Annotated in this window: 25 protein-coding genes; 13 read left to right on the top strand and 12 right to left on the bottom strand. The window is 35.1% G+C overall.

Translation table 11 applies throughout. The annotated features are described in order from the left end of the window. Positions 1-448: MFS transporter (locus HNS38_RS06265; RefSeq protein WP_172346158.1), on the top strand; the 448-nt coding region annotated here is incomplete at its 5' end. Between the two features lie 200 nt (positions 449-648). Here HNS38_RS06265 and HNS38_RS06260 read toward each other — a convergent pair. Beyond that, positions 649-1,608, bottom strand: coding sequence for a hypothetical protein (locus tag HNS38_RS06260; RefSeq protein ID WP_216663650.1), 960 nt, complete (start codon positions 1,606-1,608; stop codon positions 649-651). A gap of 112 nt (positions 1,609-1,720) precedes the next feature. Between HNS38_RS06260 and HNS38_RS06255 the strand changes: the two genes are divergently transcribed. From HNS38_RS06255 to HNS38_RS06240, 4 genes are all read left to right on the top strand, one after another. Further along, a complete protein-coding gene (locus tag HNS38_RS06255; protein WP_172277039.1) occupies positions 1,721-1,909 on the top strand; it encodes a hypothetical protein in 189 nt (62 codons plus the stop codon). Then, positions 1,881-2,090, top strand: a complete 210-nt coding sequence (locus tag HNS38_RS06250; RefSeq protein WP_172277042.1) for a hypothetical protein — start codon at positions 1,881-1,883, stop codon at positions 2,088-2,090. Before HNS38_RS06255 ends, HNS38_RS06250 begins: the two co-directional genes overlap by 29 nt. Before the next feature lie 118 nt (positions 2,091-2,208). Next, a complete protein-coding gene (locus HNS38_RS06245; protein ID WP_172346143.1) occupies positions 2,209-2,556 on the top strand; it encodes a hypothetical protein in 348 nt (115 codons plus the stop codon). Then, a complete protein-coding gene (locus HNS38_RS06240; protein WP_172277045.1) occupies positions 2,493-2,711 on the top strand; it encodes a T9SS type A sorting domain-containing protein in 219 nt (72 codons plus the stop codon). The genes HNS38_RS06245 and HNS38_RS06240 overlap by 64 nt, the downstream gene beginning before the upstream one ends. Positions 2,712-2,828: 117 nt before the next feature. Here the strand turns inward: HNS38_RS06240 and HNS38_RS06235 are convergent, their stop codons facing one another. The 7 genes from HNS38_RS06235 to HNS38_RS06205 all read right to left on the bottom strand — a co-directional run bounded on the left by HNS38_RS06235 (position 2,829) and on the right by HNS38_RS06205 (position 9,094). Then, positions 2,829-4,058, bottom strand: a complete 1,230-nt coding sequence (locus HNS38_RS06235) for a PQQ-binding-like beta-propeller repeat protein (protein WP_172346157.1) — start codon at positions 4,056-4,058, stop codon at positions 2,829-2,831. 333 nt (positions 4,059-4,391) lie between these two features. Further along, entirely contained in the window at positions 4,392-4,970 is a 579-nt protein-coding gene (locus HNS38_RS06230) for a HutD family protein (protein WP_172277051.1), read from the bottom strand. Positions 4,971-5,185: 215 nt separating this feature from the next. Then, the gene (locus HNS38_RS06225; RefSeq protein WP_172277054.1) at positions 5,186-6,109 is read right to left on the bottom strand and encodes an AraC family transcriptional regulator; all 924 of its coding nucleotides are present in this window, start codon (positions 6,107-6,109) and stop codon (positions 5,186-5,188) included. Between the two features lie 63 nt (positions 6,110-6,172). Then, entirely contained in the window at positions 6,173-6,673 is a 501-nt protein-coding gene (locus tag HNS38_RS06220) for a hypothetical protein (RefSeq protein WP_172346156.1), read from the bottom strand. 20 nt (positions 6,674-6,693) lie between these two features. Then, complete coding sequence (locus tag HNS38_RS06215; RefSeq protein ID WP_172346155.1) at positions 6,694-7,647, bottom strand: SDR family oxidoreductase; 954 nt, start codon at positions 7,645-7,647, stop codon at positions 6,694-6,696. 142 nt (positions 7,648-7,789) lie between these two features. Next, entirely contained in the window at positions 7,790-8,239 is a 450-nt protein-coding gene (locus tag HNS38_RS06210; RefSeq protein ID WP_172277063.1) for a hypothetical protein, read from the bottom strand. A gap of 147 nt (positions 8,240-8,386) precedes the next feature. Next, positions 8,387-9,094, bottom strand: coding sequence for a YebC/PmpR family DNA-binding transcriptional regulator (locus HNS38_RS06205; protein WP_172277066.1), 708 nt, complete (start codon positions 9,092-9,094; stop codon positions 8,387-8,389). Between the two features lie 135 nt (positions 9,095-9,229). Here HNS38_RS06205 and gcvP point away from each other — a divergent pair, with 135 nt between their 5' ends. Beyond that, the gene (gcvP, locus tag HNS38_RS06200) at positions 9,230-12,088 is read left to right on the top strand and encodes an aminomethyl-transferring glycine dehydrogenase (protein WP_172346154.1); all 2,859 of its coding nucleotides are present in this window, start codon (positions 9,230-9,232) and stop codon (positions 12,086-12,088) included. A 355-nt stretch (positions 12,089-12,443) separates the two neighbouring features. Continuing rightward, positions 12,444-12,980, top strand: a complete 537-nt coding sequence (locus HNS38_RS06195; protein WP_172277072.1) for a glutathione peroxidase — start codon at positions 12,444-12,446, stop codon at positions 12,978-12,980. 85 nt (positions 12,981-13,065) lie between these two features. Here HNS38_RS06195 and HNS38_RS06190 read toward each other — a convergent pair whose 3' ends face one another. Beyond that, positions 13,066-15,531 carry an endonuclease MutS2 gene (locus HNS38_RS06190; protein ID WP_172277075.1) on the bottom strand — a complete coding sequence of 822 codons (2,466 nt, stop codon included), beginning with the start codon at positions 15,529-15,531 and terminating at the stop codon, positions 13,066-13,068. A 455-nt stretch (positions 15,532-15,986) separates the two neighbouring features. Between HNS38_RS06190 and HNS38_RS06185 the strand changes: the two genes are divergently transcribed. The 3 genes from HNS38_RS06185 (at position 15,987) to HNS38_RS06175 (ending at position 20,226) form a co-directional block, all read left to right on the top strand. After that, positions 15,987-16,757, top strand: a complete 771-nt coding sequence (locus HNS38_RS06185; RefSeq protein ID WP_172277078.1) for a glycyl-radical enzyme activating protein — start codon at positions 15,987-15,989, stop codon at positions 16,755-16,757. Positions 16,758-16,791: 34 nt separating this feature from the next. Then, positions 16,792-19,158: a trans-4-hydroxy-L-proline dehydratase gene (gene hypD / locus HNS38_RS06180; RefSeq protein ID WP_216663649.1), complete on the top strand. Its 2,367-nt coding sequence runs from the start codon at positions 16,792-16,794 to the stop codon at positions 19,156-19,158. A gap of 387 nt (positions 19,159-19,545) precedes the next feature. Next, on the top strand, positions 19,546-20,226 hold the full coding sequence (locus HNS38_RS06175; RefSeq protein WP_172277081.1) for a hypothetical protein: 681 nt from the start codon (positions 19,546-19,548) through the stop codon (positions 20,224-20,226). 3 nt (positions 20,227-20,229) lie between these two features. Here the strand turns inward: HNS38_RS06175 and HNS38_RS06170 are convergent, their stop codons facing one another. After that, entirely contained in the window at positions 20,230-20,700 is a 471-nt protein-coding gene (locus HNS38_RS06170; protein WP_371742907.1) for an accessory gene regulator B family protein, read from the bottom strand. A 160-nt stretch (positions 20,701-20,860) separates the two neighbouring features. On the opposite strand from HNS38_RS06170, the gene HNS38_RS06165 reads away from it, so the two are divergent. The 3 genes from HNS38_RS06165 to HNS38_RS06155 all read left to right on the top strand — a co-directional run bounded on the left by HNS38_RS06165 (position 20,861) and on the right by HNS38_RS06155 (position 23,199). Further along, complete coding sequence (locus tag HNS38_RS06165; RefSeq protein ID WP_172277087.1) at positions 20,861-21,679, top strand: ion transporter; 819 nt, start codon at positions 20,861-20,863, stop codon at positions 21,677-21,679. A 441-nt stretch (positions 21,680-22,120) separates the two neighbouring features. After that, a complete protein-coding gene (gene aqpZ / locus HNS38_RS06160; RefSeq protein WP_371742908.1) occupies positions 22,121-22,816 on the top strand; it encodes an aquaporin Z in 696 nt (231 codons plus the stop codon). Between the two features lie 125 nt (positions 22,817-22,941). Continuing rightward, positions 22,942-23,199 carry a DUF1543 domain-containing protein gene (locus HNS38_RS06155; protein WP_172346153.1) on the top strand — a complete coding sequence of 86 codons (258 nt, stop codon included), beginning with the start codon at positions 22,942-22,944 and terminating at the stop codon, positions 23,197-23,199. Here the strand turns inward: HNS38_RS06155 and HNS38_RS06150 are convergent. Both HNS38_RS06150 and HNS38_RS06145 read right to left on the bottom strand, forming a co-directional pair. Further along, the gene (locus HNS38_RS06150; RefSeq protein WP_172277096.1) at positions 23,194-24,228 is read right to left on the bottom strand and encodes a DUF481 domain-containing protein; all 1,035 of its coding nucleotides are present in this window, start codon (positions 24,226-24,228) and stop codon (positions 23,194-23,196) included. The two genes, HNS38_RS06155 and HNS38_RS06150, sit on opposite strands and share 6 nt — an antisense overlap. An 80-nt stretch (positions 24,229-24,308) precedes the next feature. Continuing rightward, positions 24,309-25,235 (bottom strand): cytochrome c, encoded by a 927-nt coding sequence (locus HNS38_RS06145; protein WP_172277099.1) that lies wholly within the window; start codon positions 25,233-25,235, stop codon positions 24,309-24,311.

Genomic DNA, 25,235 nt, shown 5'->3' with positions numbered 1-25,235 from the left:
CACCATTACCTTAATAGTATTGATGTTGATGATTCCTCTTTTTGGTCATTTAACAGATAAAATTGGCAGAAAGACAGTACTGTTTTTATCCCTCCTCGGATTTATTATTTTTAGTTATCCGCTATTTGCTTTGATGTTTGAGAATACTTTTGAGGCCATATTAATAGCTATGTTGGTATTTGCTGTTTTTGAAGCAATGTTTCAAGCTGTGATGCCTGCCTTAATGACGGAGTCTTTTCCTGCAAAAGTGAGATATACCGGCTTGTCTATCAGCTATAATTTTTCCCTTGCCATTTTTGGAGGAACTACACCATTGGTTTGTACCTGGTTGGTCAAGCAAAGTGGGGGAGATGTTTGGATGCCTGTTTATTATTTAATGGCTTCATGTGTGATTGGAGTGATTGTGGCCTTATTTATTCCTGAGACTTATAAGAAGGAATTGGAGTGATAAGTATTTTAGAGATGGATGGTGTATACATTTGAATTGCAACTATTGGAAAGCGAAATTGATTTGACTCATTATAATAAAAGCAATTACAATGCTCTGATGGAAGTATTTTTTATGAATTGTGTGCTTTTGATACTGATCAGAGGTTAATATCAGGTTGGCTATTAAGGTAAAAGCCTACCCAGTAAATATGATATTTATCAATTTATTTCAAATACAGTATAGGTTCTTGACCACTCCACAACCTGATTTGGTTCCACATTTATATCAAAGAATAACTCCGGACTAATGACATGTTTCCACCCCCAAACATTTACTTTAGGGGTTTTAAAGCTTGCTTTTTCACTAATCCCTATTTTGCTTTTGGTATTGATTAATTCCCAAGATGCTTCAATATTTTCATTTCCTGAAAGATTACTGAAGAAAAATTGTTCGTTTGGAGTTTCATTAAATGATATTTCCTTTTGTCCAATGATCACTTTCCCCTCTGGATTAACAGTAGCTCCAAATGATTCGGGTTTAATTTGAAAGGGAAATCTTAAGATATAATGACTCCCCATTAATTCTCTATTGATAGCAAGAAAATTGTGAGTATATTCATTAGTCATTATGGTTTTTTCGCCGGTATTCCGTAGATGATATCTAATCACAAAACCACTTTCTAATAATTCAATTTCTTTTTTCAATTCATAGGAATAACCATTAGCATTTGGAGCACTACATTCAATGATTAGTTTATTGGATTCCTCAGTAATATTAAATTTTGCAGGCTCAATTTCATAGTTTTTACTAAATTGATATTGTTCCCCTTCTTTTTTTAATCGTCCGATTCCTATTTTATGAAAATAATCACCTTGTTTAATATCCTCAAAACCGATAGGTCTATCTATCCCAAATTCATTATAAAAACCTTCCCCATATATCATGCTGTACTTATGGTTTAATTTTTCAGTTCCAGAAACATAAATGCCTTTGTATTTTACAGCAGTAATTTTACCTGTCCAATCAAATCTAGAAGCTTTATAACCTTCCTCCGGAAGATCAACATGGATTTGAAGGTTTTTATTTTTTAGAACATATGAGGTGTGTTTTTCTTCTTTAAATGTACAGCTTGTAGTTATAATTAAGAGTATAAATAGTAGTAATATAGAGTTTTTCATTTCGTTGTGATATTAAGTTGTTTTATTTCCATACAAGGTTATGAATAATTTCACATAATAGTGAGCATTTATTCAAAAATCTTAAATAGGTTTATGCTTAGTTAAACATTACATGACCATCATCATTGCTTTTGTTGTTTATAAAAACAATCGAGAAGGTTTTGAGTGGGATAATACTGGATTGTTTGGAGTGCGCACCAGTAATTCAAATATTATAGTTATTCCAGGGGATATTGATAACGATGGGGATATGGATGTTATCATGACAGGGGATGCCCCATCTTATATATATATCAACTAAAATATTTATAAATGAGAATGGCTCATTCACCAATTTAACACATAGTATTCCTGGGTTTGGATCTGGAACAATTGATCTATCTGATATTGATAATGAAGGAGATTTGGATGTTTTTGCCATAGGTTATGATAGCTTAGGCGATACAGATGTGGGTATATTTATCAATGATGCAAATAGATAATATAAATAGTATAAACTAGGCTCCTGATTCTCCAACGGATCTGATTTCAGAAGTAAATGATAATAGCCTGATGTTGACTTAGTCAGCTTCCTATGATGACCATATTCCAATAGAAACTTTGCAGTATAATATTTATGTTGGAAGTGCTCCTGGAATGGGTGATGTATTTTGTTCTCAATCTATCATTGATCCAAAATCTGAAAATTCTGGGTTTCACTACATGCCCAAGCAAGGAAATATAGGAATGAGTCTTCAGTATACGATTTCTGAATTAGCTGATGGAATTTATCATTGTAGTGTTCAGGTTATGGACCAATCGGGTATATCTTCAGTGTTTGCAGAGGAGGAAATCTTTGAAGTTGGTTGTTTTACTGGTATTGAAAAAGTTGATCTGTTGCAAATATGTATCCAAACCCTAGCTCCAATTGGGTTTATATCCAATCCTCTAGTAAGCCTCAGAATATAGAAATTTATAAGATGTTAGGAGAATTACTCTTGTCAAAAGAGAGGGTTCTTCAGGATGAGAAGATTGTTGTCAGCCAGTTTCCTCAGGGAGAGTATTTTATTAAAGTAACTTCGGAGGATTATTCTGTGGTTGAGAAAATACATATTGCAAGATAAACCAAAGGTTTCTAAATGAAAAGGTGGGTCATAAATTATAATATGACTCACCTTTATTGTTTCCGAATTTTTGTAATTAAGCGCGTATCAAGATTCAATTACTGATTATGGAATAGCTTATTTTTTTAGCTTGATATCGTAAGCAAGTAATGCATTTCCATGTCTGATATACAGCACCCCATTTTTGATCACAGGATGAGAGAAATGTTCTTTTGTTCCTTTTTTGACGTTAAAACTTCCCTTAATTTCAAAAGTTTCAGGATTGACCAAACAAACATTTCCTCTTTTATGTGCATAGGTATAAAGCATTCCATCTGCATAAATGATCGAACCATTCCCTGTTTCAAGAGAATCCATAATGGCTCCTGTATTTGCATTGAGCATCAGTAGATCTTTACTTCTTCCTCCTGCTCCAGTGTATAATTTGTCACCCAATTTGATCATTCCTCCGAAATAATTTCCAATGATGGTATCATGCCATATCTTTGTTATTGATGAACCATCCTCAGATAATTTATACTTTAATAAACCATGACCTATGGGGGCCGCAGTAAATATTGAGCTATCCTCATATATAACAGTGTTGGCATGGTTTGGATATTTTGAAGTAAAAGACTCACTCCAAAGTAGATTTCCTGTTTTTGCATCTATACCCATAAAGTTTTCTTTGGAGTAGGTGACAAGAACTTGATTTCCATTAATGTCAACTATTTTTGGCGAGTTATAGGCTGGTATTTCTCCCTTGGCTTTAGATATCCAAATAATATTTCCATTATATCTATTTAGTGCAACAATATTGGTGTCGGCTCCTCCGGGCATAGCATACACCATGCTATCATTAATAAGTAAAGATTGTGCGTATCCAAAATAGGGTGTTTTTCCATGAAAATCAGTCAACAAGCTTTTAGACCAAATAATGTCACCATTTTTACTTTTCATACACGATATATCGCCTCTTCCAGATGAGACATAGAGAAGATCATTTATTAGAGTAGGGGTGGACCTTGTTCCTGGATAACTGGTATTCCATTCAGAGCCAAAATCCTTTTGCCATTTTATATTTCCATTTATATCAAAAGCCACAACCGTAGCAATGCTATCTCTAGAAGCTATAATGTATAATGCACTGTCAGTGATGATAGGAGAACCATAGCCTTCTCCCAAATCTTCATTAAACCATAATAATTCTGGGCCTTCCTCTGGCCATGTTTTTAAAAGATCTTGTTCCTGATATTTACCATCTCTATTTTCTCCCCTCCACTGTTCAAAAACGGTCTGTTTTTTTTCTTCTGGAGAACAACTAAATAATATTGTGGCAATAAATACAAATAATAAGGTCTTTTTCATGATTATGGAGATTGTTTATGTTTTTGTAAAAATAGAAAAATTACCCTGATTTAAAATTAGAAAATGGAGAGAATTCTAAATGTATTTAATTATATTTCTTTTTTAATGATTTGCTATAGCTTGTATATCCTTTTTTGAGATGCTATGAGTTTTCTTTGTGGAGCTTGTCCTTTTATGCGGGGCAGGATGTTGAAAAGCTGTGTCACGAAGAGCCACAAGGGATTTTACGAAGAGTCACTAAGTAGTTTTGAGGCGTTTTTTGGGTAGGCTGAGAGTGTAAATCAAATGGCTTAAGGAACCAAGAAATATAATGCTAAGCAGCAACAATTTCATCTAATAATTTATTCTACACAAAATCATCTCGCATTCGAGAGAGGCTTTAAAATCTATCTTCCCAATTTCATTTTCTGAATAAATACTGATGACTTCACCTTTACTAGCAATAATTGATTGATCTTGAATAGATAGTTTTGTCTCTCCTTTAAAAATGTAGAAACCATAGTATTTAAAATTAGGTTTTAGAGAAATACTTTTAAGATGGTGAAATGTAATCGCCTCAATTTCGCCTGTGCACTCGCCTTTTAACATTAAGTTAAAATCGGTCGCTTTCCCGTAACTCTTAGTATTCCAATCGCCTGAGAACGCATCTTGCTCAAATTTCTTAATCGTTTTGGAGTGATGATTCTCATGGTCAATTTTAATTTCTCCATCTAAGATAATGAGTTTCCGAGCTACATTGGGCAATTTAGTAAAACTCGATTCCTCAGTTTCAACAGTGGCGGTACTTATTCTAAATAGAAAGTTCTGCTTTTTATAATTGGCGTTTTTTGGAAATATGGCTAATTGTGTTGTGGTTCCTCCAGACCAATTATTGGTGATTAAATCTGGAGCTTTTGTATGTTCAATGTGCATGGTTTTAAAAATAAAATTCAGGTAAATTTAATAAGAATGGTTTTAATAGGTTAAATTATTTTCATCAAAGTTTTTTGTGGTTGGATTGTAAATCTGATCCTGGTATAGATTTCGCGAAAAACGCTCCATCGGAAATGTTTTCCGATGGCACATAATGCATGATTTTAATTCAGTTTAGTATATTTAGTCGATTGCAAAAATGACCTAGCGGGTGTTTAGTTTAGTATTGCATTTTCTATATATTCCTTAGGACTAATCCCTGTTTTCTTTTTAAACAAGCGTGAAAAATATTGAGGATATTCAAAACCCAGTTTATATGCAGTTTCTGAAATAGTGGCATGAGGCGAAAGCAGCAGGTTTTTTGCTTCTTCTACCAAATATAAATTAATTTGGTCAATAGCTGTTTTTCCAGTTTCGGCTTTAATAGTATCACTCATATACCTACGACTGACACTCAGTTTATCTGCAATCCACTCCACCGTTGGAATTCCTTTTTCTTCTAATTGGCCTGACTCTAAATACTCATCTAGTATTTCAGTGAATCGTGTAAATAGTGCCTTATTGATATCTTTACGATTCAAGAATTGGCGTTTGTAAAATCGGTCAGCATATTTTAATAAAGCTTCCAAATGAGTTAAGATAATTTCCTTGCTAAATTCATCCTGATTGTTTTGGTATTCTGCTTCAATATTACGAAAAACTGATTTTAAGGTTTTCTCTTCCTTTGGCGAAAGATGAAGTGCTTCGTTTACATTATAATTAAAGAAGTTGTACTTCTTGATTTGCTTTTGAATATCCAATCCTCGAATAAAATCTTCGTGAAAAGCCATAAACCATGATTCCGAACTGATTACAATATCTTTTACAGTATAGGTTTGATGAGGTGCAGAAAACAACAAAGTTCCTGTGCTGCAATCATATTTTGTGCGGCCATAAAGAATTTCACCCGAAACAATGTTCTTCAAACTGATGACATAAAATTGATTGGTATAGCTCACTTCACCTTTTGAAGAAACGCAATTTTCAATTTCCTCAGCACTTAGCTTTTTATGACCAATACTAAAGAGAGGATTCTCGGGCTCAGGCAAATTCTGAGCCTGATTAAATTCCGTTATATTTTTAAAGTTGATGCTATTCATTAATACAAAATTAAGGTTTTTATTAAATCCAGTTGAATTTGCTGTTTTACGTTTATTCTCTTTCTATTTTTCTACTATAGTGAGTTGTTCTTTATATTCACTAATTCTGGCATAAGCTGTTCCATCGATTATTAAAATAACTATGAGCATAGCAATAGTTGTAATGCTAATGGCTCGCCAAATAGGAGTATTGATAAGTATAATGAGCAATGCAGCTACTATGATAATAAGGGGAATAGCCTTAAAAACTACAGTATTGTATTCTTTCAATGTAGCATCTACACGAGCAGTTTCTGATTTAATAAAGGCAGAGGTGTCTTTATTATAGGCTTTTTCAAATTGTGAAATTCTTGCTTTGTTGGTGAAGAGCAATCCAAATCCGATGGTCATAAGCATGGCTCCGGCTACTAAAGTGGGTATGATATATGCTTTCGCTAAATCTGTTTTTCCTAAGTGCCAGAAACCTATGCTTGCGGCCACAAAAGCGATTCCAAAAAGAATAAAGAAGGAGGTAGAGAAAACTTCGGCTTTTGCCCAATCTGTTGCTGCTTTTAATATGTCCATTGTTTTTGTGTTTTAGAGATTTAAAAATTCCATGTAATACCTGTTTCTTTTTCTGATAAATCCCATAGCCTCTTTGCTACAGCTTTGTCCTTAGCATGAGCTTCTATGTGATGAGCACCAACAGGCCCAACCCAATTACTACGTCCGGTAGGTCCGTAAAAAGCACTTTGGTCTGAATCCTCTTCTGTTGCACACATTAGTTCAGGATAAGCACCATTCTCAGCAGGCTGTGTTAAAGGTGAAAATTTCATCAGACCAAAAATAATCTTCATCATAAAACTACCACTGGTATTTATTAAGTTGGTTCTTGAAGAACCTGGATGACAAGCATAGGCTTTCACATCTGTTTTACTCGCTTTTTCCAATCTATTCTGTAATTCATAAATGGTCATAATTTGTGCCAATTTACTTTGGCTATAGGCGTCATTAGCAGTATAATCTTTTTCCCAGTTCAAATCATCAAATTTGATGGTTTTAAGTCCCATATCATAACCCATACTACCTACTGTTACAATACGCCCCTTGGATTTTTCAATCAATGGATATAGAATAGCTTGGAGTGTAAAGTGTCCAAAGTAATTAACACCCATTTGGCTTTCCCATCCCTCTTTAGTAGTCGTTCGTTTTGGCACCTGAGCTATTGCTCCATTACACATAAGTGCATCAATGCGATCAACTTTCTTAAGAACCTCTTTTGCGGCTTGTTTAACAGAATCTTGAATACCAAGGTCCATTTTTATAGCTGACACCTCTATATTGGCACCAAGCTCTTGTTTTAACTTTGCAATGACGTCATCCGATTTTTTTGGGTTACGATTCAACATCACCACTTTTGCTCCTTTGGATAAAAGTATTCGCGTTGCTTCAAATCCTGTACCACTGGTAGTGCCTGTTATAACAAATGTTTTGTCTTTCTGGGACTTCATTAATTCCGGAGTCCATCCTTTTTTACCAAATTTATTCTTTTGAGTCATCATTCTATATTTTGTTCAAATTATTATGATGCAAAGTTGAGAAATGAAGGCTAATTAGCACTTAAACAATTTGGTAGAAGATGTATACATTTTGGATAAGCAGTGGTTTTCTAATAAAGTTCAAGTGAAAGGAGGCCTAGTATTATTTTGGAGCGTTTTCTATATAATACAGCGAGTTCAAATCAGCAATATAGTATGATAACAGAATCATGATGAAAATTAAAAATAAGCTTAAAATAGTAAATACAATATCCCATAAACTATATTCAGATTCATTTTGGGGGAAAGCACTATCTAAGCTTGTGTAAAATTGCCATTCTCGATCTTGATATTTAAAACTCAAATGCCTAAAAAAACTATCTATGATGGTTAAAATTAATGGTGAAAAAAGGATGGTACTGGCCCAGACCTCCTCAAGACTTTTATGTCTGAAAAAGATAAAACCTATCAAGCCTATCATCGATAGAGCAATCGAAATTATCCATCTAGTAGAATATGGAAACCAAGATGCTTTTCGAAAATGAGTCATGGTAAAATTCAGAAAAACCGCAGCTATAATGACACTAAAAATTAAAACTGATTCAATATCCATTTTTTTATTTCTTTAATTTAAAAGTAAAATTAAGATAATTACATTATAAGCTTTAATAACAGATGGAATAATTATTGCTAGCTCAAAAAAAAGCCATCCAAAATAAATTGAATGGCTTTTTCTAAATTATATTAGATTCAGAATCTGCTACAAAATATTAGTATAAACATTTTGCACGTCGTCATCATCTTCTATTTTATCCATCATCTTTTCGATGTCCTGTAATTGCTCTTCAGTAAATTCTACTGGAGAGGTGGGGAATCTATTTAATGTGGCTTTCTTCACTTCTAATTTCATGTCTTCAATGGCACTGCCTAAGGTTCCGAAATTGGTATAATCAGCATAGATGAATATTGTGTCGTCAACGGCTTCAATCTCTTCTAAACCTGCATCAATCAACTCCAATTCTAAATCTTCAATATCATGCTCTTCTTTCTCAATTTCAAAAACCGCTTTACGGTTAAACATAAACTCTAAAGAACCCGATGGAACCATAGAACCGCCCGCTTTATTGAAATATGATTTTACATTGGCAACCGTACGAGTGGAGTTGTCTGTGGCACATTCCACAAATACCAAAACACCATGAGGACCTTTCCCTTCGTAAGAAATTTCGGTATAAGCATCAGCATCTTTACCGGCAGCTCTTTTTATGGCATTGTCAATATTATCTTTAGGCATGTTTTGCCCTTTGGCATTCTGAATGGCAGTTCTTAGTCTCGGATTCATATCCGGATCAGGTCCGCCTTCTTTGGCGGCCATGGTGATCGTTTTTGCTAATCTTGGAAAAACTTTAGACATTTTGTCCCAGCGTTTTTCTTTTGCTGCTCTTCTGTATTCAAATGCTCTTCCCATTTCTTAATTGTTATTTTGCTGCAAAATTAAATTATTTTGTTAAATATCAAGGATAAGGGAAATACTTATTCATAAATCTGTTAAAGTCATTAACTTTGGGCTTTGTAAAAAATCATATTTTAAACACGTAAGATAATGATAACCAATAACTTTGTTGCTCGTCATTTGGGAATCCGCGAAGAGGATTTACCAATGATGTTGGAGAAAATTGGCGTTGCCAATATCGATGAACTTATTTACGATACTGTTCCCGATCAAGTACGTTTAGAAAAACCACTTGATTTAGCAGATGGTATTAATGAATTTGAATATATAAATCATTTAAAATCCTTAGGTCAGAAAAATAAACAATTCCGTAGTTTTACTGGAATGGGATATTATCCTACCATTCTTCCTCCGGTCATTCAGAGGAATATGTTGGAGAATGCAGGCTGGTATACAGCTTATACTCCTTATCAAGCAGAGATTTCTCAAGGTAGATTAGAAGCCTTATTGAATTTCCAAACGGTCATTTCAGATCTTACAGCTATGCCACTCTCCAATTGTTCTCTTCTCGACGAAGGTACAGCTGCAGCAGAGGCTATGTTGATGGCTTTTAATGCCAGAAGTAGAGCAAAAACTAAGACTGGTGCCAATAAGTTTTTTGTGGATAAAGATATCTTCCCTCAAACTATTGCCTTACTTGAAACAAGATCGAAGCCACTAGGCATTGAATTGATCATTGGCGATTTCCAATGTGTTGAAATGGATGATACTTATTTTGGAATCATTCTTCAATATCCAAATGACAGAGGAGCAGTTATTGATTATACTAAGGTGGTTGAAATGGCTCATACTCAAGAAGCATTGGTAATTGCTGCTGCTGATTTAATGAGCTTATTATTATTGAAAGCTCCAGGCGAGTGGGGTGCCGATATCGTTATTGGGTCATCTCAACGTTTTGGTGTTCCTATGGGTTTTGGTGGGCCTCATGCAGGTTTCTTAGCCACTTCTGATAAGTTCAAAAGAAATATGCCAGGTAGAATTATCGGTATCTCCAAAGATAGCCAAGGTAATCCTGCTTTAAGAATGGCACTTCAAACTCGCGAACAACATATCAAACGCGAAAAAGCAACTTCAAATATTTGTACAGCCCAAGCTCTTTTAGCGAGTATGGCTGCCATGTATGCTGCTTATCATGGTCCAAAAGGGTTGAAAGAAATAGCTCAAGATATTCATCAAAATGCAGTAGCATTATCTGATGGGTTGGAAGCTTTAGGATATCAACAAGAGAATGAAGTTTTCTTTGATACTTTATATATTTCTGGTATAGAGAATATTGCTTTGATAGCTCAAGCTGCTTTAAACAAAGAAATGAACCTTAGGTATTTTGAGGATGCAGTAGGGATTTCCATTAACGAAACTACTACCTTAGATGATTTAAACGATATTCTTGAAGTTTTTGCTCAATCTGAGGATGGTGAATCAGTAGCTATGGATGATTTGGTTTCAGAGAATATCATTCCTGAAGCATTCCAAAGAACTTCTGATTATTTAACTCATGCGGTATTTAATTCTTATCATTCAGAAACTGAAATGATGAGATATTTAAAGAAATTAGAGATTAAAGACTTATCTTTAAATCGCTCTATGATTCCTTTGGGCTCTTGTACCATGAAGCTAAATCCTGCAGCAACCTTGTTTTCATTAAGCTGGCCAGAATTTGGTAATATCCACCCATTTGTTCCAAGAGATCAGGTGGAAGGTTATTTAGAGTTGATTCAAGATTTAGAAAGCGATCTTTGTGAGATTACTGGTTTCGCTGGTATGTCTTTCCAACCCAATAGTGGTGCCAATGGTGAATATTCTGGATTAATGGTGATTCGTGCTTATCACGAAAGTAGAGGAGACCATGATAGAAATATCTGTTTAATCCCTTCTTCTGCCCATGGAACCAATCCTGCAAGTTCTGTAGTTGCTGGTTTTAAGGTAGTCGTTGTGAAAGCCACCGATAATGGTGAAATTGATATTAATGATTTACGCGAGAAAGCAGAATTACATAAAGATAATTTAGGTGCTTTAATGGTGACTTATCCCAGTACACATGGTGTATATGAGAAAGGTGTTACTGAAGCTCTAGAGATAGTTCATGCCAATGGCGGACAAGTTTATATGGATGGTGCTAATATGAATGCTCAGGTAGGTATTACCAATCCTGGTTTTATTGGTGCTGACGTTTGCCACTTAAATTTACATAAGACTTTTTCTATCCCTCATGGTGGTGGTGGTCCTGGAGTTGGTCCTATTGGTGTAGCAGCTCATTTAGTTGAATTCTTACCTGGACATCCAGTATTTCAAACTGGTGGCAAAAAAGGAATTTCTCCTGTCGCGGCAGCTCCATTTGGAAGTGCTTCCATTTTACCTATTTCTTACGGATATATTAAGCTTTTAGGTGGTGAAGGATTATTAGATGCTACTAAGTATGCTATATTAAATGCCAATTATTTGAAAGATAGCTTAAAGGATGATTATCCAATTCTTTATACTGGAAACAAAGGTAGAGTTGCTCATGAAATGATTATCGATTGTAATAAGTTCTCTCAAACAGCGGGGCTTCAGGTAATAGATATTGCTAAGCGTTTAATGGACTTTGGTTTCCACGCGCCAACAGTAGCTTTCCCTGTAGTTGGAACTTTAATGGTAGAGCCAACAGAAAGTGAGCCATTGAGTGAGTTGAATCGTTTTATTGATGCCATGAAGTCTATCCGTGAAGAGATTAGAGAGATAGAGGAGGGTAAAGCAGATAAGAAAGACAATATTATTAAGAATGCACCACATACAGCAGGAATGGTTACTGCAAATGAGTGGGACAAGCCTTATGGTCGTCAACAAGCTGCCTTCCCAAGAGATTGGTCTAACGAAGATAAATATTGGCCAGCCGTTGGAAGAATTGATGATGCCTATGGTGATAGAAATTTATTCTGCACTTGCGCCCCAACTGAAGATTATATTTAATTCTTGTCAATAGTTTAGATAGAATTTTAGGATATGGAAAAGCCCTTGTTAGTTTAACTGACAAGGGTTTTGTTTTTGATTTTAGTCGTAACAAAGCTCTCTTGAGCTGTATTTGTTTAGAGAAATGAAAGGGATCAAAGCCTTGAGTGTACGAGAGGATTGGAGCCCTGGAATCTAAAGAACTCATGACGCTATCCATTCATGCATTTCAATTATGCTCTATGTAAATCTCCAAGGCTATCATCCTTCACGATTTCTAGAACGATTCTTCCTTAACTATTTTCTAACAAATAAATCTATAAACTATTGCTCTTTATGTTTAACTTTGTTTAAAATAATTTAAACAAAAAAAACAATGAAAAAATACAGTCTAATATTTATAAGTATTTTGTTGGTCACAGCTATAAATGCCCAATCCTCATTCTACTCATATACTGTGGAAGATATTAATGGAGAACCATTTGCTCTAGAGCAGTTAAAAGGAAAAAAGGTAATGGTGGTTAACGTGGCTAGTAAATGTGGTTATACCAAGCAGTACGAGCAATTACAGCAAGTTTATACTGAATACGGTGGAGATGATTTCGTAATCATTGGCTTTCCAGCCAATAACTTCATGAAACAAGAACCAGGAACCAACGAAGAAATCAAAACTTTTTGCTCAGTTAATTATGGAGTTACCTTCCCTATGATGAGTAAAATATCTGTAAAAGGTGATGACCAATCTGATGTTTATAAATGGTTAACATCAAAAGAACTCAATGGATTTGAGGATTCTAAAGTGAAATGGAATTTTCAGAAATACTTAATTAGTGCTGATGGTCAATTAGAAAAAGTGATTTCTACAAAAACATCACCTGATGATGAAGAAATTATCAATTGGATAAAGGGATAAAACCTCAATAAAAATTAAAAACTAAACCTTCATTTCTTTTGGGATGGAGGTTTTTGGCTATAGGCAAATAGTGAACAGCCAATAGCTAATAGCTTAAAGTAGCAATAGTAATACCATGGCCACCTCGTTCCACATGTTCATCCTGATAGTTGGCTACTTCTGGGATACCACTCAAATATTCTCGTATCACTTGTCTTAGGGCTCCTGTGCCTTTTCCATGTAGTATTTGTACTTCATAGATTCTCAAGAGGATGGCTTCGTCAATAAAATGCTGTACTTTATGAATAGCATCCTCCACTCTTTCTCCTCTAAGGTCGAGTTTGAGTTGAAAGTTAGCCGCTTTATCATGTAGTTCAGTAGCAATTTTGCTATAATTACTTGTTACCTTTCTATCCATATCACGAGCTCTGGTCTTGCTAATGCCTTCTAGGTTTTTTAAGTCAATGCTCATGCTGATATTATCAAATATCACCACCGCCTTTTTGCCTTTTATCTCCTTTAGAATTCCAGCTCTTTTCTGACCTTTAACGATCACATTTTGACCTTTTTTGAGCTCTATCTTAACTTCTTTTTTTACTTTAGGTTTTGTATGTTCCTTTAGTTCATCGGCAGCCCTTTGGTGAATATTGACAATAGGTTTTTTTGAGGACTTAGATTTGTCAAAATGTTCTTTCTCTAGTTTTCTCTTTTCCTCTTCTAATATTCGCCTTGCTTTTAAAGTCTTACTTTTGTCAGCCTGATTTTCTTTTATTTCCTTAATAGTTTGTTCTATTAATTTATTACTGGAATCTAAAATCTTAGCAGCTTTGGCTTCAGCTTCATGAAGTATAGTATTCTTTTCACTTTGCAAACGAGCATAAAGGCTTTGATATTTTTCTATGGTTTCAGAAAGCAAATCATCAGATAGATCCACATGTTTCTTCTTCTGATCCAGTTCCTTTTTCTCCACATCTAATTGCTGCAATTGTTCTTCAAAGTCCAATTGTTTTCTATCAGCTTTTGATTCTATTTTTTTAAGAACCCGCTCTGGAAATCCAATCTTCTTGGCAATTTCAACGGTAAACGAGCTCCCAGGACGACCTATCTTCAATTGATATAAAGGTTCGAGTTCTTTGGTGTTGAAAAGCATGGCAGCATTAGCCATTCCATTGTCTGGGGAGGGTAATAATTTCAAATTGGCAAAGTGAGTAGTAATTACACCAAAGCATTTTTTATTATTGAGTTCTTCTAGAATGGCCTCAGCAATAGCACCTCCTAAATTGGGTTCTGTTCCGCTACCAAATTCATCAATAAGGAATATGGTTTTTCCATCAGCTTTCTGAAGAAAATATTTCATATTGAGCAAATGAGAGCTATAGGTACTTAAGTCATTTTCAATGGATTGTTCGTCTCCAATATCAATAAAGAAATGCCTAAATATTCCGGCAATGGAAGTCGATTTAACAGGAATGAGTAAACCACATTGTAGCATATATTGAATTAGTCCTACCGTTTTTAAGCTTACGGATTTGCCACCAGCATTAGGTCCGGAAATGATGAGGATTCTTCTATAGTCACTTAAGGAGATATCTAGAGGAACCACCATCTTATTTTGAGCACGATGCGAAAGGTAGAGGAGGGGATGACGAGCACCATGCCAGTCCACTTTTGGTCTTGCCTGTAAATCAGGTTTAATGGCATGTAAATCAATGGCCAATCGAGCCTTTGAGATGATAAAGTCGATGAGTCCGAGCTGAACAAAAGCATTTTTTAAGTATTCAATATCTGGGCGCAGTAAATCTGCGATTTCAGTTAAGATTTTGATGATGGCTCTCTTTTCAGCAGCTTCTAATTCCTTAATCTCATTATTAATCTCGAAAAGTTGAGCAGGTTCCACAAAAACGGTTTGTCCGGTAGCAGATTCACCATGCATAAAACCTTGGATTCTACGCTTATGTGAAGCTGCCAAAGGAATCACCATTCTCCCGTTTCTGATGGCTGGCTCTGTATCAGGACTTGTCCAGCCCTTGCTAATAGCCAGCTTTAAACTGTCTTTAATAATACTGTCATTATTGCGCTGCAAGCTTCTTAACTTTTTTCTAATTCCGAAGAGCTCCTCAGAAGCATGGTCTTTAATATCACCCTTATCATCAATAATCTGATCTATTCTTCTTAATAGGGAGATATCTGTTTCTAAATGTTCAGCAATCTTTCTAATCTCAATATTCTTGTCGCCTCTATCATCCAGCATCATGATGATTTTATGCATCACTTTTAGAGCAGTATACAAATCGAATAAATCTTCTTGTGGAATATGACTTCCTTTTTGTCTAATACCCTCAAGCGCTTGACGTAGGTCAAAATAATCATAAGTAGGGAAGGAGGTTTCAGTTAGTAAAAGGTCTTTCATTTCCTCAACCTGTATTAACCAGAGCTCAATGTTTTTATGATTGGAACTGAATTTTAGTTTGTCCACCCATTCCACACCCATGCTACTCACACAGTTGTCCAAGAGCATTTGTCGGATTTTATTGAAGCCTATTTTTGTTTCGAAGTTATTCGGATAAATCATGGCGCAAAGTTAGAGCAATTACAGATAAAATCAATTGTGAAATTTTGATGGTTATTGGGAGGGTTATTTTGTCGAAATTAGTTTTTTATAAGCCTCTTTTTTGTTGATTATTTAGAGTGTTTTTTGAAAAAGAACAGTATTGTAATTCTTTAAACATTCAATTTGCTAATGAAAAAGAAATTATCGTATTTTTGAAACTGAAATGAATAAAAACGCTAATATATATATTGCAACTCAACTTTTGGGTGATAGCCATCAGCATCTGTTTGAGTGCTGGATTTTTTGATCAATCCATTCTTTCCAGTATTTCATGCCGACGATGAATTGAATGAAGTGTGAACTTTACGATTTTTCTCAAATATTTTTAATTCAATATCGGCATCATACCACTACAGAGGTCACTAAAAACCTTTTGAAAATGGTATCATTTCATTAATCATTAAATTTATTTGATCATGCGAGGTATTGTTTTTGATATCAAGCGTTTTGCCATTCACGATGGCCCTGGAATTAGAACCAGTATATTTTTCAAAGGATGCCCTTTGACTTGTTGGTGGTGTCATAATCCAGAGAGCTGCGCTACAGGAGTTCAGAAATTAGACTTTGAATTCAAAGGAAGTTCAACATTAGGTTGGGAAACCACAGCAGAACAACTTCTAGTGGAGGTTGAAAAGGACAGCGCTTTCTTTGATGAATCTGGTGGAGGGGTGACTTTTACAGGTGGCGAACCCATGATACAAGCCAAGTTCTTAAATGAAACAGCTGCTTTATTTAAATCTAAAGAATTGCATTTAACATTAGACACCACAGGATATGCAGCCGAGAAAAAGTTTCAAGAATCAGCAGACTTAATGGATTTGATTTTATTCGATTTGAAGCACATGAACGAGAAAGCTCATTTTGAATTTACTGGTGTTAGTAATAAGCCCATTCTTAGAAACCTCAATTATTTAGTGGAAAGTGGCAAAGAAGTGCATATCCGGTTTCCCATGATGCCAGGCTTGAATGATGAGGAAAAGAATTTAATTGAAATGATGCAATATCTTCAAAGAAATACCGCTATCAAAAGAATCCATCTTTTGCCCTATCATAAAATAGCATCGGGAAAATATGAGAAGCTGGGAATGAAAAATAGGATGGCTGGAATTGAAGAACCAAGTAATGCTAGAGTTGATTTGGTGAAGGATTATTTTGAAATTGGTGGTTTTGAAGTCCTGATTGGTTAAAAATAAGCATTTTAAAAAAAGAAAAAACACATAGATGATAACAGATAGAATTAAAAAATTAAGAGATTTAAGTTTAAGCACTCGTCCCTCCATTTCGGAAGAAAGAGGCGTGTTGATGACCGAATTTTACCAAAGTAAAGAAGCCAAAGGATTGTCTGTTCCTATGCTCAGAGCCAAGGCTTTTCATTATTTGATGTCCAATAAAACCATTTATATTGGAGATGGTGAAATGATAGTTGGTGAGCGTGGTCCAGCGCCACAGCAAACACCCACTTATCCTGAGGTTTGTATTCATTCCATTCAAGATTTAGAAATTGTGGATGAAAGACCAAAGGTAAGTTTTAAGGTGAGCGATGAAACCAAAGAGGTTTTCAGAAAAGATTTAATTCCATTTTGGACTGGTAGAAGCCAAAGAGATAGAATCTTTTCTGTGCTTCCACAAGAATGGGTAGATGCTTATTATGCGGGCATTTATACTGAGTTTCTAGAGCAAAGAGCTCCAGGACATACCGTTCTAGGTGATGTTATCTATCGTCAAGGGTTTAAGGATATTAGAGCAAGAATAGAAAAAGAAATAGAGGGAGTTGATTATTATAATGATCCTCGTGCAGTGGAGCGATTAGAGGAGCTTAAAGCTATGAAGCTAAGCTTGGACGCGGTTTCTGTTTTTGCGCAAAGACATGTGGACAAGTTAAGGGTTTTACGAGAAGCTGAGCAAGACGAGAAACGTCAGCAAGAGTTGGACAAGATGATAAGTGTGAGCTCCAATGTGCCAGAAAACAAGCCTAATGACATTTGGGAGGCATTGCAGTATTATTGGTATGTGCACCAAGGAGTGATAACGGAGCTAAACCCTTGGGACTCCTTTAACCCAGGTCGACTCGACCAACATCTGATGCCATTTTATCAGAAAGCACTAGACCAAAACGATTATACGGATGCTGAAATGCGTGAGCTCCTCCAAGCTTTTTGGGTGAAGTTCAATAACCATCCATCACCACCAAAAACTGGAATTACGGCAAAAGAGAGCAATACTTTTACTGATTTTGCTTTAATTAATGTGGGAGGAGTTAAAGCTGATGGGAGCGATGCTGTAAATGATATGAGTTATATCATACTCGATATTATTGAAGAGATGCGAATCTTACAACCTAGTTCTATGGTTCAGTTGAGCAAGAAAAATCCGGATCGTTTTATCAAGCGAGCATTAAAAGTGGTGAAAACAGGTTTTGGACAGCCCAGTATTTTTAATACCGATGCTATTATTCAAGAACTCATGAACCAAGGTAAAAGTATAGTGGATGCCAGAAATGGCGGTGCCAGTGGTTGTGTGGAAACTGGAGCATTTGGAACCGAAGCCTATATGTTGACAGGCTATTTCAACTTGGCCAAGATTTTAGAACTAACCTTAAATAATGGTTTTGACCCAAGAACAAAGCAGCAATTAGGCCCACAAACTGGGAATGCTGCAGAATTCAAAAGCTTTGAAGCTTTAATGGAAGCATGGAAAACCCAAGTCAATTATTTTGCAGATTTAAAGATTAAAGGAAATAACATCATAGAAATCATGTGGGCAAAGCATATGCCAGCTCCATTTTTATCGGTTTTTATCGATGATTGTATTGCCAATGGAATGGATTATAATGCTGGAGGAGCCAGATATAATACCAGTTATGTTCAAGGTGTTGGAATGGCTAGTATTACAGATTCTTTGAGTGCCATCAAGCATCATGTTTTTGAGGATTCAACTTTAACAATGGGTGACTTTTTAGCCGTATTGAAAAGCGATTTTGAAGAAGCAGAAGAATTTAGGAACAAGCTAATTAATGAAACGCCTAAATACGGAAATGATGATGACCGTGCCGATGATATTATGCGCGAGGTATTTGAGGTATTCCATGGAGCCATAGATGGAAGGCCATCACCAAGAGGTGCGAAATATAGAATCAACCTCTTGCCAACCACTTCTCATGTGTACTTTGGAAGTGTGATAGGAGCGTTACCCGATGGACGAAAAGCCAATAAGCCATTATCTGAAGGCATTTCTCCATTCCAAGGAGCAGATAGAAATGGACCCACTTCGGTGATTAAGTCAGCCTCTAAAATTGATCATTTAAGAACAGGTGGAACTTTATTGAATCAGAAATTTACTCCAGCTTTCTTAGATAATGATTTGGGAATAGAACAAGTAAAAAACTTGGTGAGGACCTATTTTAAAATGGATGGGCATCATATTCAATTTAATGTGGTGACTGCTGAAACCCTTCGTAAAGCGAAAAAAGACCCAGAAGCCAATCGCGATTTAATTGTTCGGGTAGCAGGTTATAGCGACTATTTTATTGAGCTAACCGAGGAATTACAAGATGAAATTATTCGTCGTACAGAGCACGATGAGTTTTAAAGACAAATACCGTAAGTATTTAAATTGACACCTTTAAACACAGAAGGTGATTGACCTGAGCCCAAGATTTTTTTCTTGGGCTTTTTTTACAAAAAACTAACAATCAGGGCATTTCAAAATAGTTTAACTTGCACACAGTTAAAATACAAACCAAAACAATACTGTCCAAAAGAAGTTCTATATTAAAAAAGATTCTTCACCTCATTTCATTACGTTCAGAATGACAGGGTGTTAGGATTTGACAGGAAGGAAGAAGGGCTTTGCTTTTGGCATTGAAAAAAGCAAAGCCCTTCTTCCTTATGAGTTGCCAAAATACCTGTCATTCCGATGCATAGCGAGGAATCTTAATAATTATTCGGACGCTATTGAAACCAAAACTAAAGTCATATGAGATCACTATTAAATATTTTCACGCTTTTCACCATTTTACTCTTTTTAAACTCTTGTGGAAATTCAAATCTGCAAGCCCAACAAGATGTAGTAGAGGATTCTACTGAATTGGCATCCTCAGAAAATATAGAAGTAGAAGTTATTGAAGAGAGTATATTTATTGAAGATATAGGAGAACGAGAACCAACAGATGACGAGATTAGAGAATTTGGTATCATCTCAAATATTGAAGATGGAATTTACCCCATGTTTATAGTAACCATTGAATTTCCAGAGCGAGAATTTCAAATGGATTTTAATCTAAACATGGAATATGCCAATATTGATCCAAAATCTATAGATCTGCTTATTGGTAAATATGCTAGTTTCTATTATACAAGTGAATTAGAGAATCGCCTGATAGATATGCATTTTCAAGGCAAATCCTTAATGGGAGACTATGCTCCAGAGGTGAGTGATAATTGGAAAAAAGTAAATGGAGTTTTGAGTGGAGCTGAAAGTCCTACCATAAGTGATTTGCCTGGAAGTATAAGCATCACCGATAAATCAGGTGAGGTTTTTGAGTTTGAATATTATGTAGATGAAATGATGGTGAAAGCCAATGGCCAAGAGGTAAATGCATTTTATACCTTACGAGGTGTGGAAGATATCACTTATTTGCGAGTGTCTGAGTATTAGGTCTTAGTGATTGAAAAATGGATGTTCCCATATTACTACGTCCGGATTGATAGTTCTTACACTTCGATGAAATTCGCCATCAAAAGAAGAGAAAAACCAGCAAGATTTTACTTTTTCTTCTTCGTTTTTGTATTTTAAAATCCAATATCTACTACCGTTAACTTTTGATCTACTCTTTTTTATGCTGATGATATTAGTGAAGTGAATGGCTTTTTCCTTTTTATCATGAATAATAAAAAAATACTCATCATCGTGTTTTAGTTTTCTCGCTCTCTTAAATAATAGAAAAAAGCCAATAGAACTGAAGAGAAGAACAAAGGTCCAGCCATCTTTAAAATCTCCAACAAGAATTCCAAATATAAATACCAATATGAAAGGGATGAAAAGATATCTCATCCAGGTATAGCCATAGCTGATGATTTTTTTCTCATTCATAAAATACGTTTTTACAATATTAGGGTTTTTGTAGAAAATTTGCTTTCATTGTTTTGTTAATGAACTTGTAATCAGCCGCTATTTTTATTAAATGATAAGTTGTTAAGTTGGTTAATAAATTGAATATTCCTGAAATAAAATAAACGGTTATAACTTCTATATTCGTTGGAGCTATTGGAAATACAAAAAATTCCTATTTATGAAACATAAGCTTTATAAAATTCTTGAAAAAGGCGCCCATGGAAAGCGTCTTAATTTGTTTTTCGATTATTTTATCATGTCACTGATAATATTGAGTGTCATATCTATAGTTCTAGAATCGATTTCTGAAGTAAACATGGAATACGGGAATTATCTAAGGGCTTTTAACCTTTTCTCTATAGTTGTATTTACCATAGAATATTTATTGAGGCTTTATGTTTCTGATTTAATGTATCCTTCAAATAGTAGACTAAAATCGGCTCTTAAATTCATATTCTCTCCCTACGGACTCATTGACTTATTATCCATTTTACCATTTTACCTTCCCTTGATTTTCAAAATTGATTTGAGATTTTTACGGACTTTAAGGCTAATGCGATTTTTAAGAATCCTCAAAATAAATAGATACGATCATTCTTTTAAACTGATCTGGGATGTGATTAAAGAAAAGAAATCAGAACTTGGCGTTACAGGTTTTGTTACCTTTTTAACCCTTCTTGTGGCTTCTTTTCTAATGTATTATGTGGAGGGCGAAAAGCAACCAGAACTATTTCCAAATGTTTTAGAATCGTTTTGGTGGGCCATAAGTACATTGACAACTGTTGGGTATGGTGACGTGTACCCTATAACTGCCATGGGGAAGGTGATTAGTGGAGTAATTGCTTTAATGGGTATTGGGATAGTTGCCCTTCCTACTGGTATTGTAAGTGCTGGTTTTATTAGTAAAGTTCAAGAGAGAAAAAGACCTGCAAATTACAATACTTATCATTGCCCTCATTGTGGAGAAGAGCTTCCTCATAGCCATTTTAAGAATTAATTCTTTAGTTTGTCGATTAATTTGAGGTATCTATAAGCATATTCTATGCTTCAATTGCTTGTGTATTTTTTGCTTTTATTCGACCTCGAATAGTACTATATTTTCAGATAATTAGTATTCTAGAGGTTTGTATTGTTCTAGGTTAACATACTCTTTAGGTTTAAGCATAAAAATGACATGTACTTTAATAAAGAGAAAATCCATCTACGGATTCCGTTAATTTCCACAAATTTTTATTATAAACCATGGTTAGCTTTGTTATCCATGGTTTATCATCCGTGTTAATTACTATCAGTGAGCTCTCTGTGCTTCAGTTCGTGATAATGCGCGGACAAAATAAAAGTATGCTTTTATCCAGTGTGTATTGTAAGGTTGGTTTTTAATGTTCTAATAATTCTCTTATATTTGGATTCTTTAAATCAATGTTATTCATCTAAAATAATTTTTATGAAAAAATTAGTAGCAGAATTTATAGGAACCCTTTGGTTGGTTCTTGGTGGTTGTGGAAGCGCTGTATTGGCAGCAGGTTTTCCTGAATTAGGAATTGGTTTTGCTGGTGTTGCACTAGCTTTTGGACTTACGGTAGTGACAATGGCTTACGCGATTGGTCATATTTCAGGATGTCATTTGAATCCTGCAGTTTCTATTGGTTTATGGGCCGGAGGACGATTCGATAAGAAAGAATTATTACCTTATATTGCAGCTCAAGTTTTAGGTGGGATCGCAGGTGCTGGAATACTCTATTTAATTGTGAGTGGAAAACCTGGTTTTGAGTTAGGTGGCTTTGCCGCAAATGGATATGGTGAGCATTCTCCAGGTGGATTTTCAATGGCATCAGCTTTAATTACTGAAATTGTAATGACCTTTATGTTCTTGATTATCATTTTAGGAGCTACACATTCTAAAGCACCTAAATATTTAGCGGGACTCGCTATTGGCTTGGGTTTAACATTGATTCACTTGATCAGTATTCCGGTTACTAATACTTCCGTAAACCCTGCACGTTCAACTAGTCAAGCTATTTTTGTAGGCGATTGGGCTATAGATCAACTATGGCTATTTTGGCTTGCGCCTATCATAGGAGCCCTATTGGCTGGATTGGTTTATAAATTCCTTTCTCCTGAAGAAAAAGCATAATACGAGAATACAATTAATAATATGAAGCTTGAGAAATTCTCAGGCTTTTTTTATACACCTTTTTTATAAAAGATATTTATTAGGAATATTTAATTTAGCATTACTAATTGACTAAAATTAACATCATGGAAAAGCATTTATATGCCATATTATTAGGCGGGAAATTAAGAGCAAATCATTTAATGGAAGATCACCATTTGGTATTTGTTATTGCTGAAAATGAACCTAAAGCTAGAAAGTTAGCTAAGCATAAATGGCAAGCGGAGGAGGTTCATGTGGATGGAACTCAAAGAATAGATCAGGTAGATGGTTTCAAAATAAAATTGGAAAAGCAAGAGGGTGAAACGAGTAAATTGAGCACCAACTCTAAGTATTCTTTATAATTCCCAACCTAGGCCAACAGTATAAACATAGTCTTCTGGAGTAGCATCTGAAATAGGTTTATTGTCTATATTATAATCAAAAGTTCCTCTGATATAAAAGTCTCGAGGTAATTCGTATTTGGCACTGACCTTGCTGATCATTCTTACTCGTCCTCTTTCTGAAAAACTTGGATAAACAGTAATGTTGGTAAACATGCTTAAATCCCCCATATCAAACATGTTATATTCTAATTTCAAGGTTCCTTCTATACTATTTAAATCAGCAGGGTTATCTGGATTATCAACAAAGTTCTCTAGCGTATATGCGATACCAAATGAATAGTTGAAATAAACTTTATTCGTATGAATAAGATATTGACCAATGCTTAAATTATAGGTGCTTCTCAGATCAAGCTGTTGTTCAGTATTACTATAATAATTGGCTATTGCAGAAGAAAAGAAATCGTTTTTCATGAAGTATTTGAAGTCTAACATACCTGTTGTTCTTTTCGTACTTGGTGCATTATCTTGAACATTTCGAATCACGTTAAAGCTACTAGCAATACCCCATTTAATTCTATAATAGTCAGCATGAATATTACTGTTCAACTGATGTAGATTATTGGTTTTGGTGAAGGAGTATCCAAAATCCAATGACAGGTTCATGATATCAAATATTTTTCCATCGTCTACTTGTTTTAAATAAACAACATCCTCGATTTCTGTGCTTATCATTCCATTCACATAGTCCGTAATTCTAATACTATGATTGGTGGTGTCTTTTTGTATTTTACCAAATAGTCGTTCGCCAGAATTTAAGGTGACTCTAAAATTTCTAGTAGAAATAACTTGGCTAATCTCCAGCCATTCTATTTGGAAATCCTTTTCGCTATAGCTGGTTTTAAATATTAAGACTCCGCGCTCCATTTGCTTTATCTCGCCATATAATCTAGTTTGGTCCTTAGTGATTAAGGTGTCGCTTTGTGCATAAGAGAGTAATGGTAAAATTAGGCATAGGAGTAGAAGAATATAAATTATGTGATGTTTCATTTTAAATGTTTTGTATAGCAAAAATATAAAAACCGAGTCAATAAATCGACTCGGTTTTATCTATTGTCAGAACAGAAATTTTAGTTTCCGATTTTCTTTATTTTAAATAGATTCATAACTACTTTTCCCATTACTCCCCATGCAATTAAAACCATAGAAAGATAGGTGACCAATAACCAAATTGGGAAATTTCCTCGATTGGCCCATAGGGCACGAGTTTCACTAAAGTGACTTGGATGAGTAGCAATAAGTTTTAATTCAGCAGATTGATTTAATTCACCAAATTTTTCTTGGTCTACTACATAGACTACTAGTTCTCCTATACCTTTTTCACCACTTGGTAAATCGGCAGGATAAATAGCTTTAATAACACCCTCCTCATTGGTTATAGCACCAGCTTCCATAATCGGAAGATTATTGAAATAACGCTTGATTCCTATGAAGATTTCAGCATCGACGACTGGAGCTTTTGCGCCATTGAAGGTACCCATTAAAATGGCGCTTACTTCGCTATTGGCCTCGTCTACTTTTACTTCAAGGAAATATGGAGCACCTACTTCTGTATCATTAGATTTTGGAGTTTCAACTACTTGAGCACTTGCTGTAGGCTTAAAGTTAGCATCAAAAGAGCGGATATAATTGACCACATCACCTCTTTGTTGCTCAGAAAGAATAGCACCATAGGCTGGCATTGTAGCACGACCATCAGTTATTTTATGGAAAATGCTACCTTCAGTATTGGCATCATGGAAAGCTTGTTCACCAAAATCAGTAGGTTTAGGAATCAATGGCAAACCATTGTTTTTACCCACATCGCCGTGGCAAGATTTACAATTAGCTAAAAATACTACTTTCCCAGCTTTAACGCTTTTGTCAGAATAAGCAATTGGATTGCTGTCTTTTCGCTTGGCATCGCTTACTTTCCAATCGCTTTGAGCCATTAGGCTAAATGGCATCATTAGGACTAAAACAGCCAAAATATTTATTGTTATCGTTTTTGTCTTCAT

This window comes from Lentimicrobium sp. L6, from assembly GCF_013166655.1.
Taxonomy (GTDB): domain Bacteria; phylum Bacteroidota; class Bacteroidia; order Bacteroidales; family UBA12170; genus UBA12170.
This window is presented reverse-complemented; position numbering and strand designations above follow the sequence as displayed.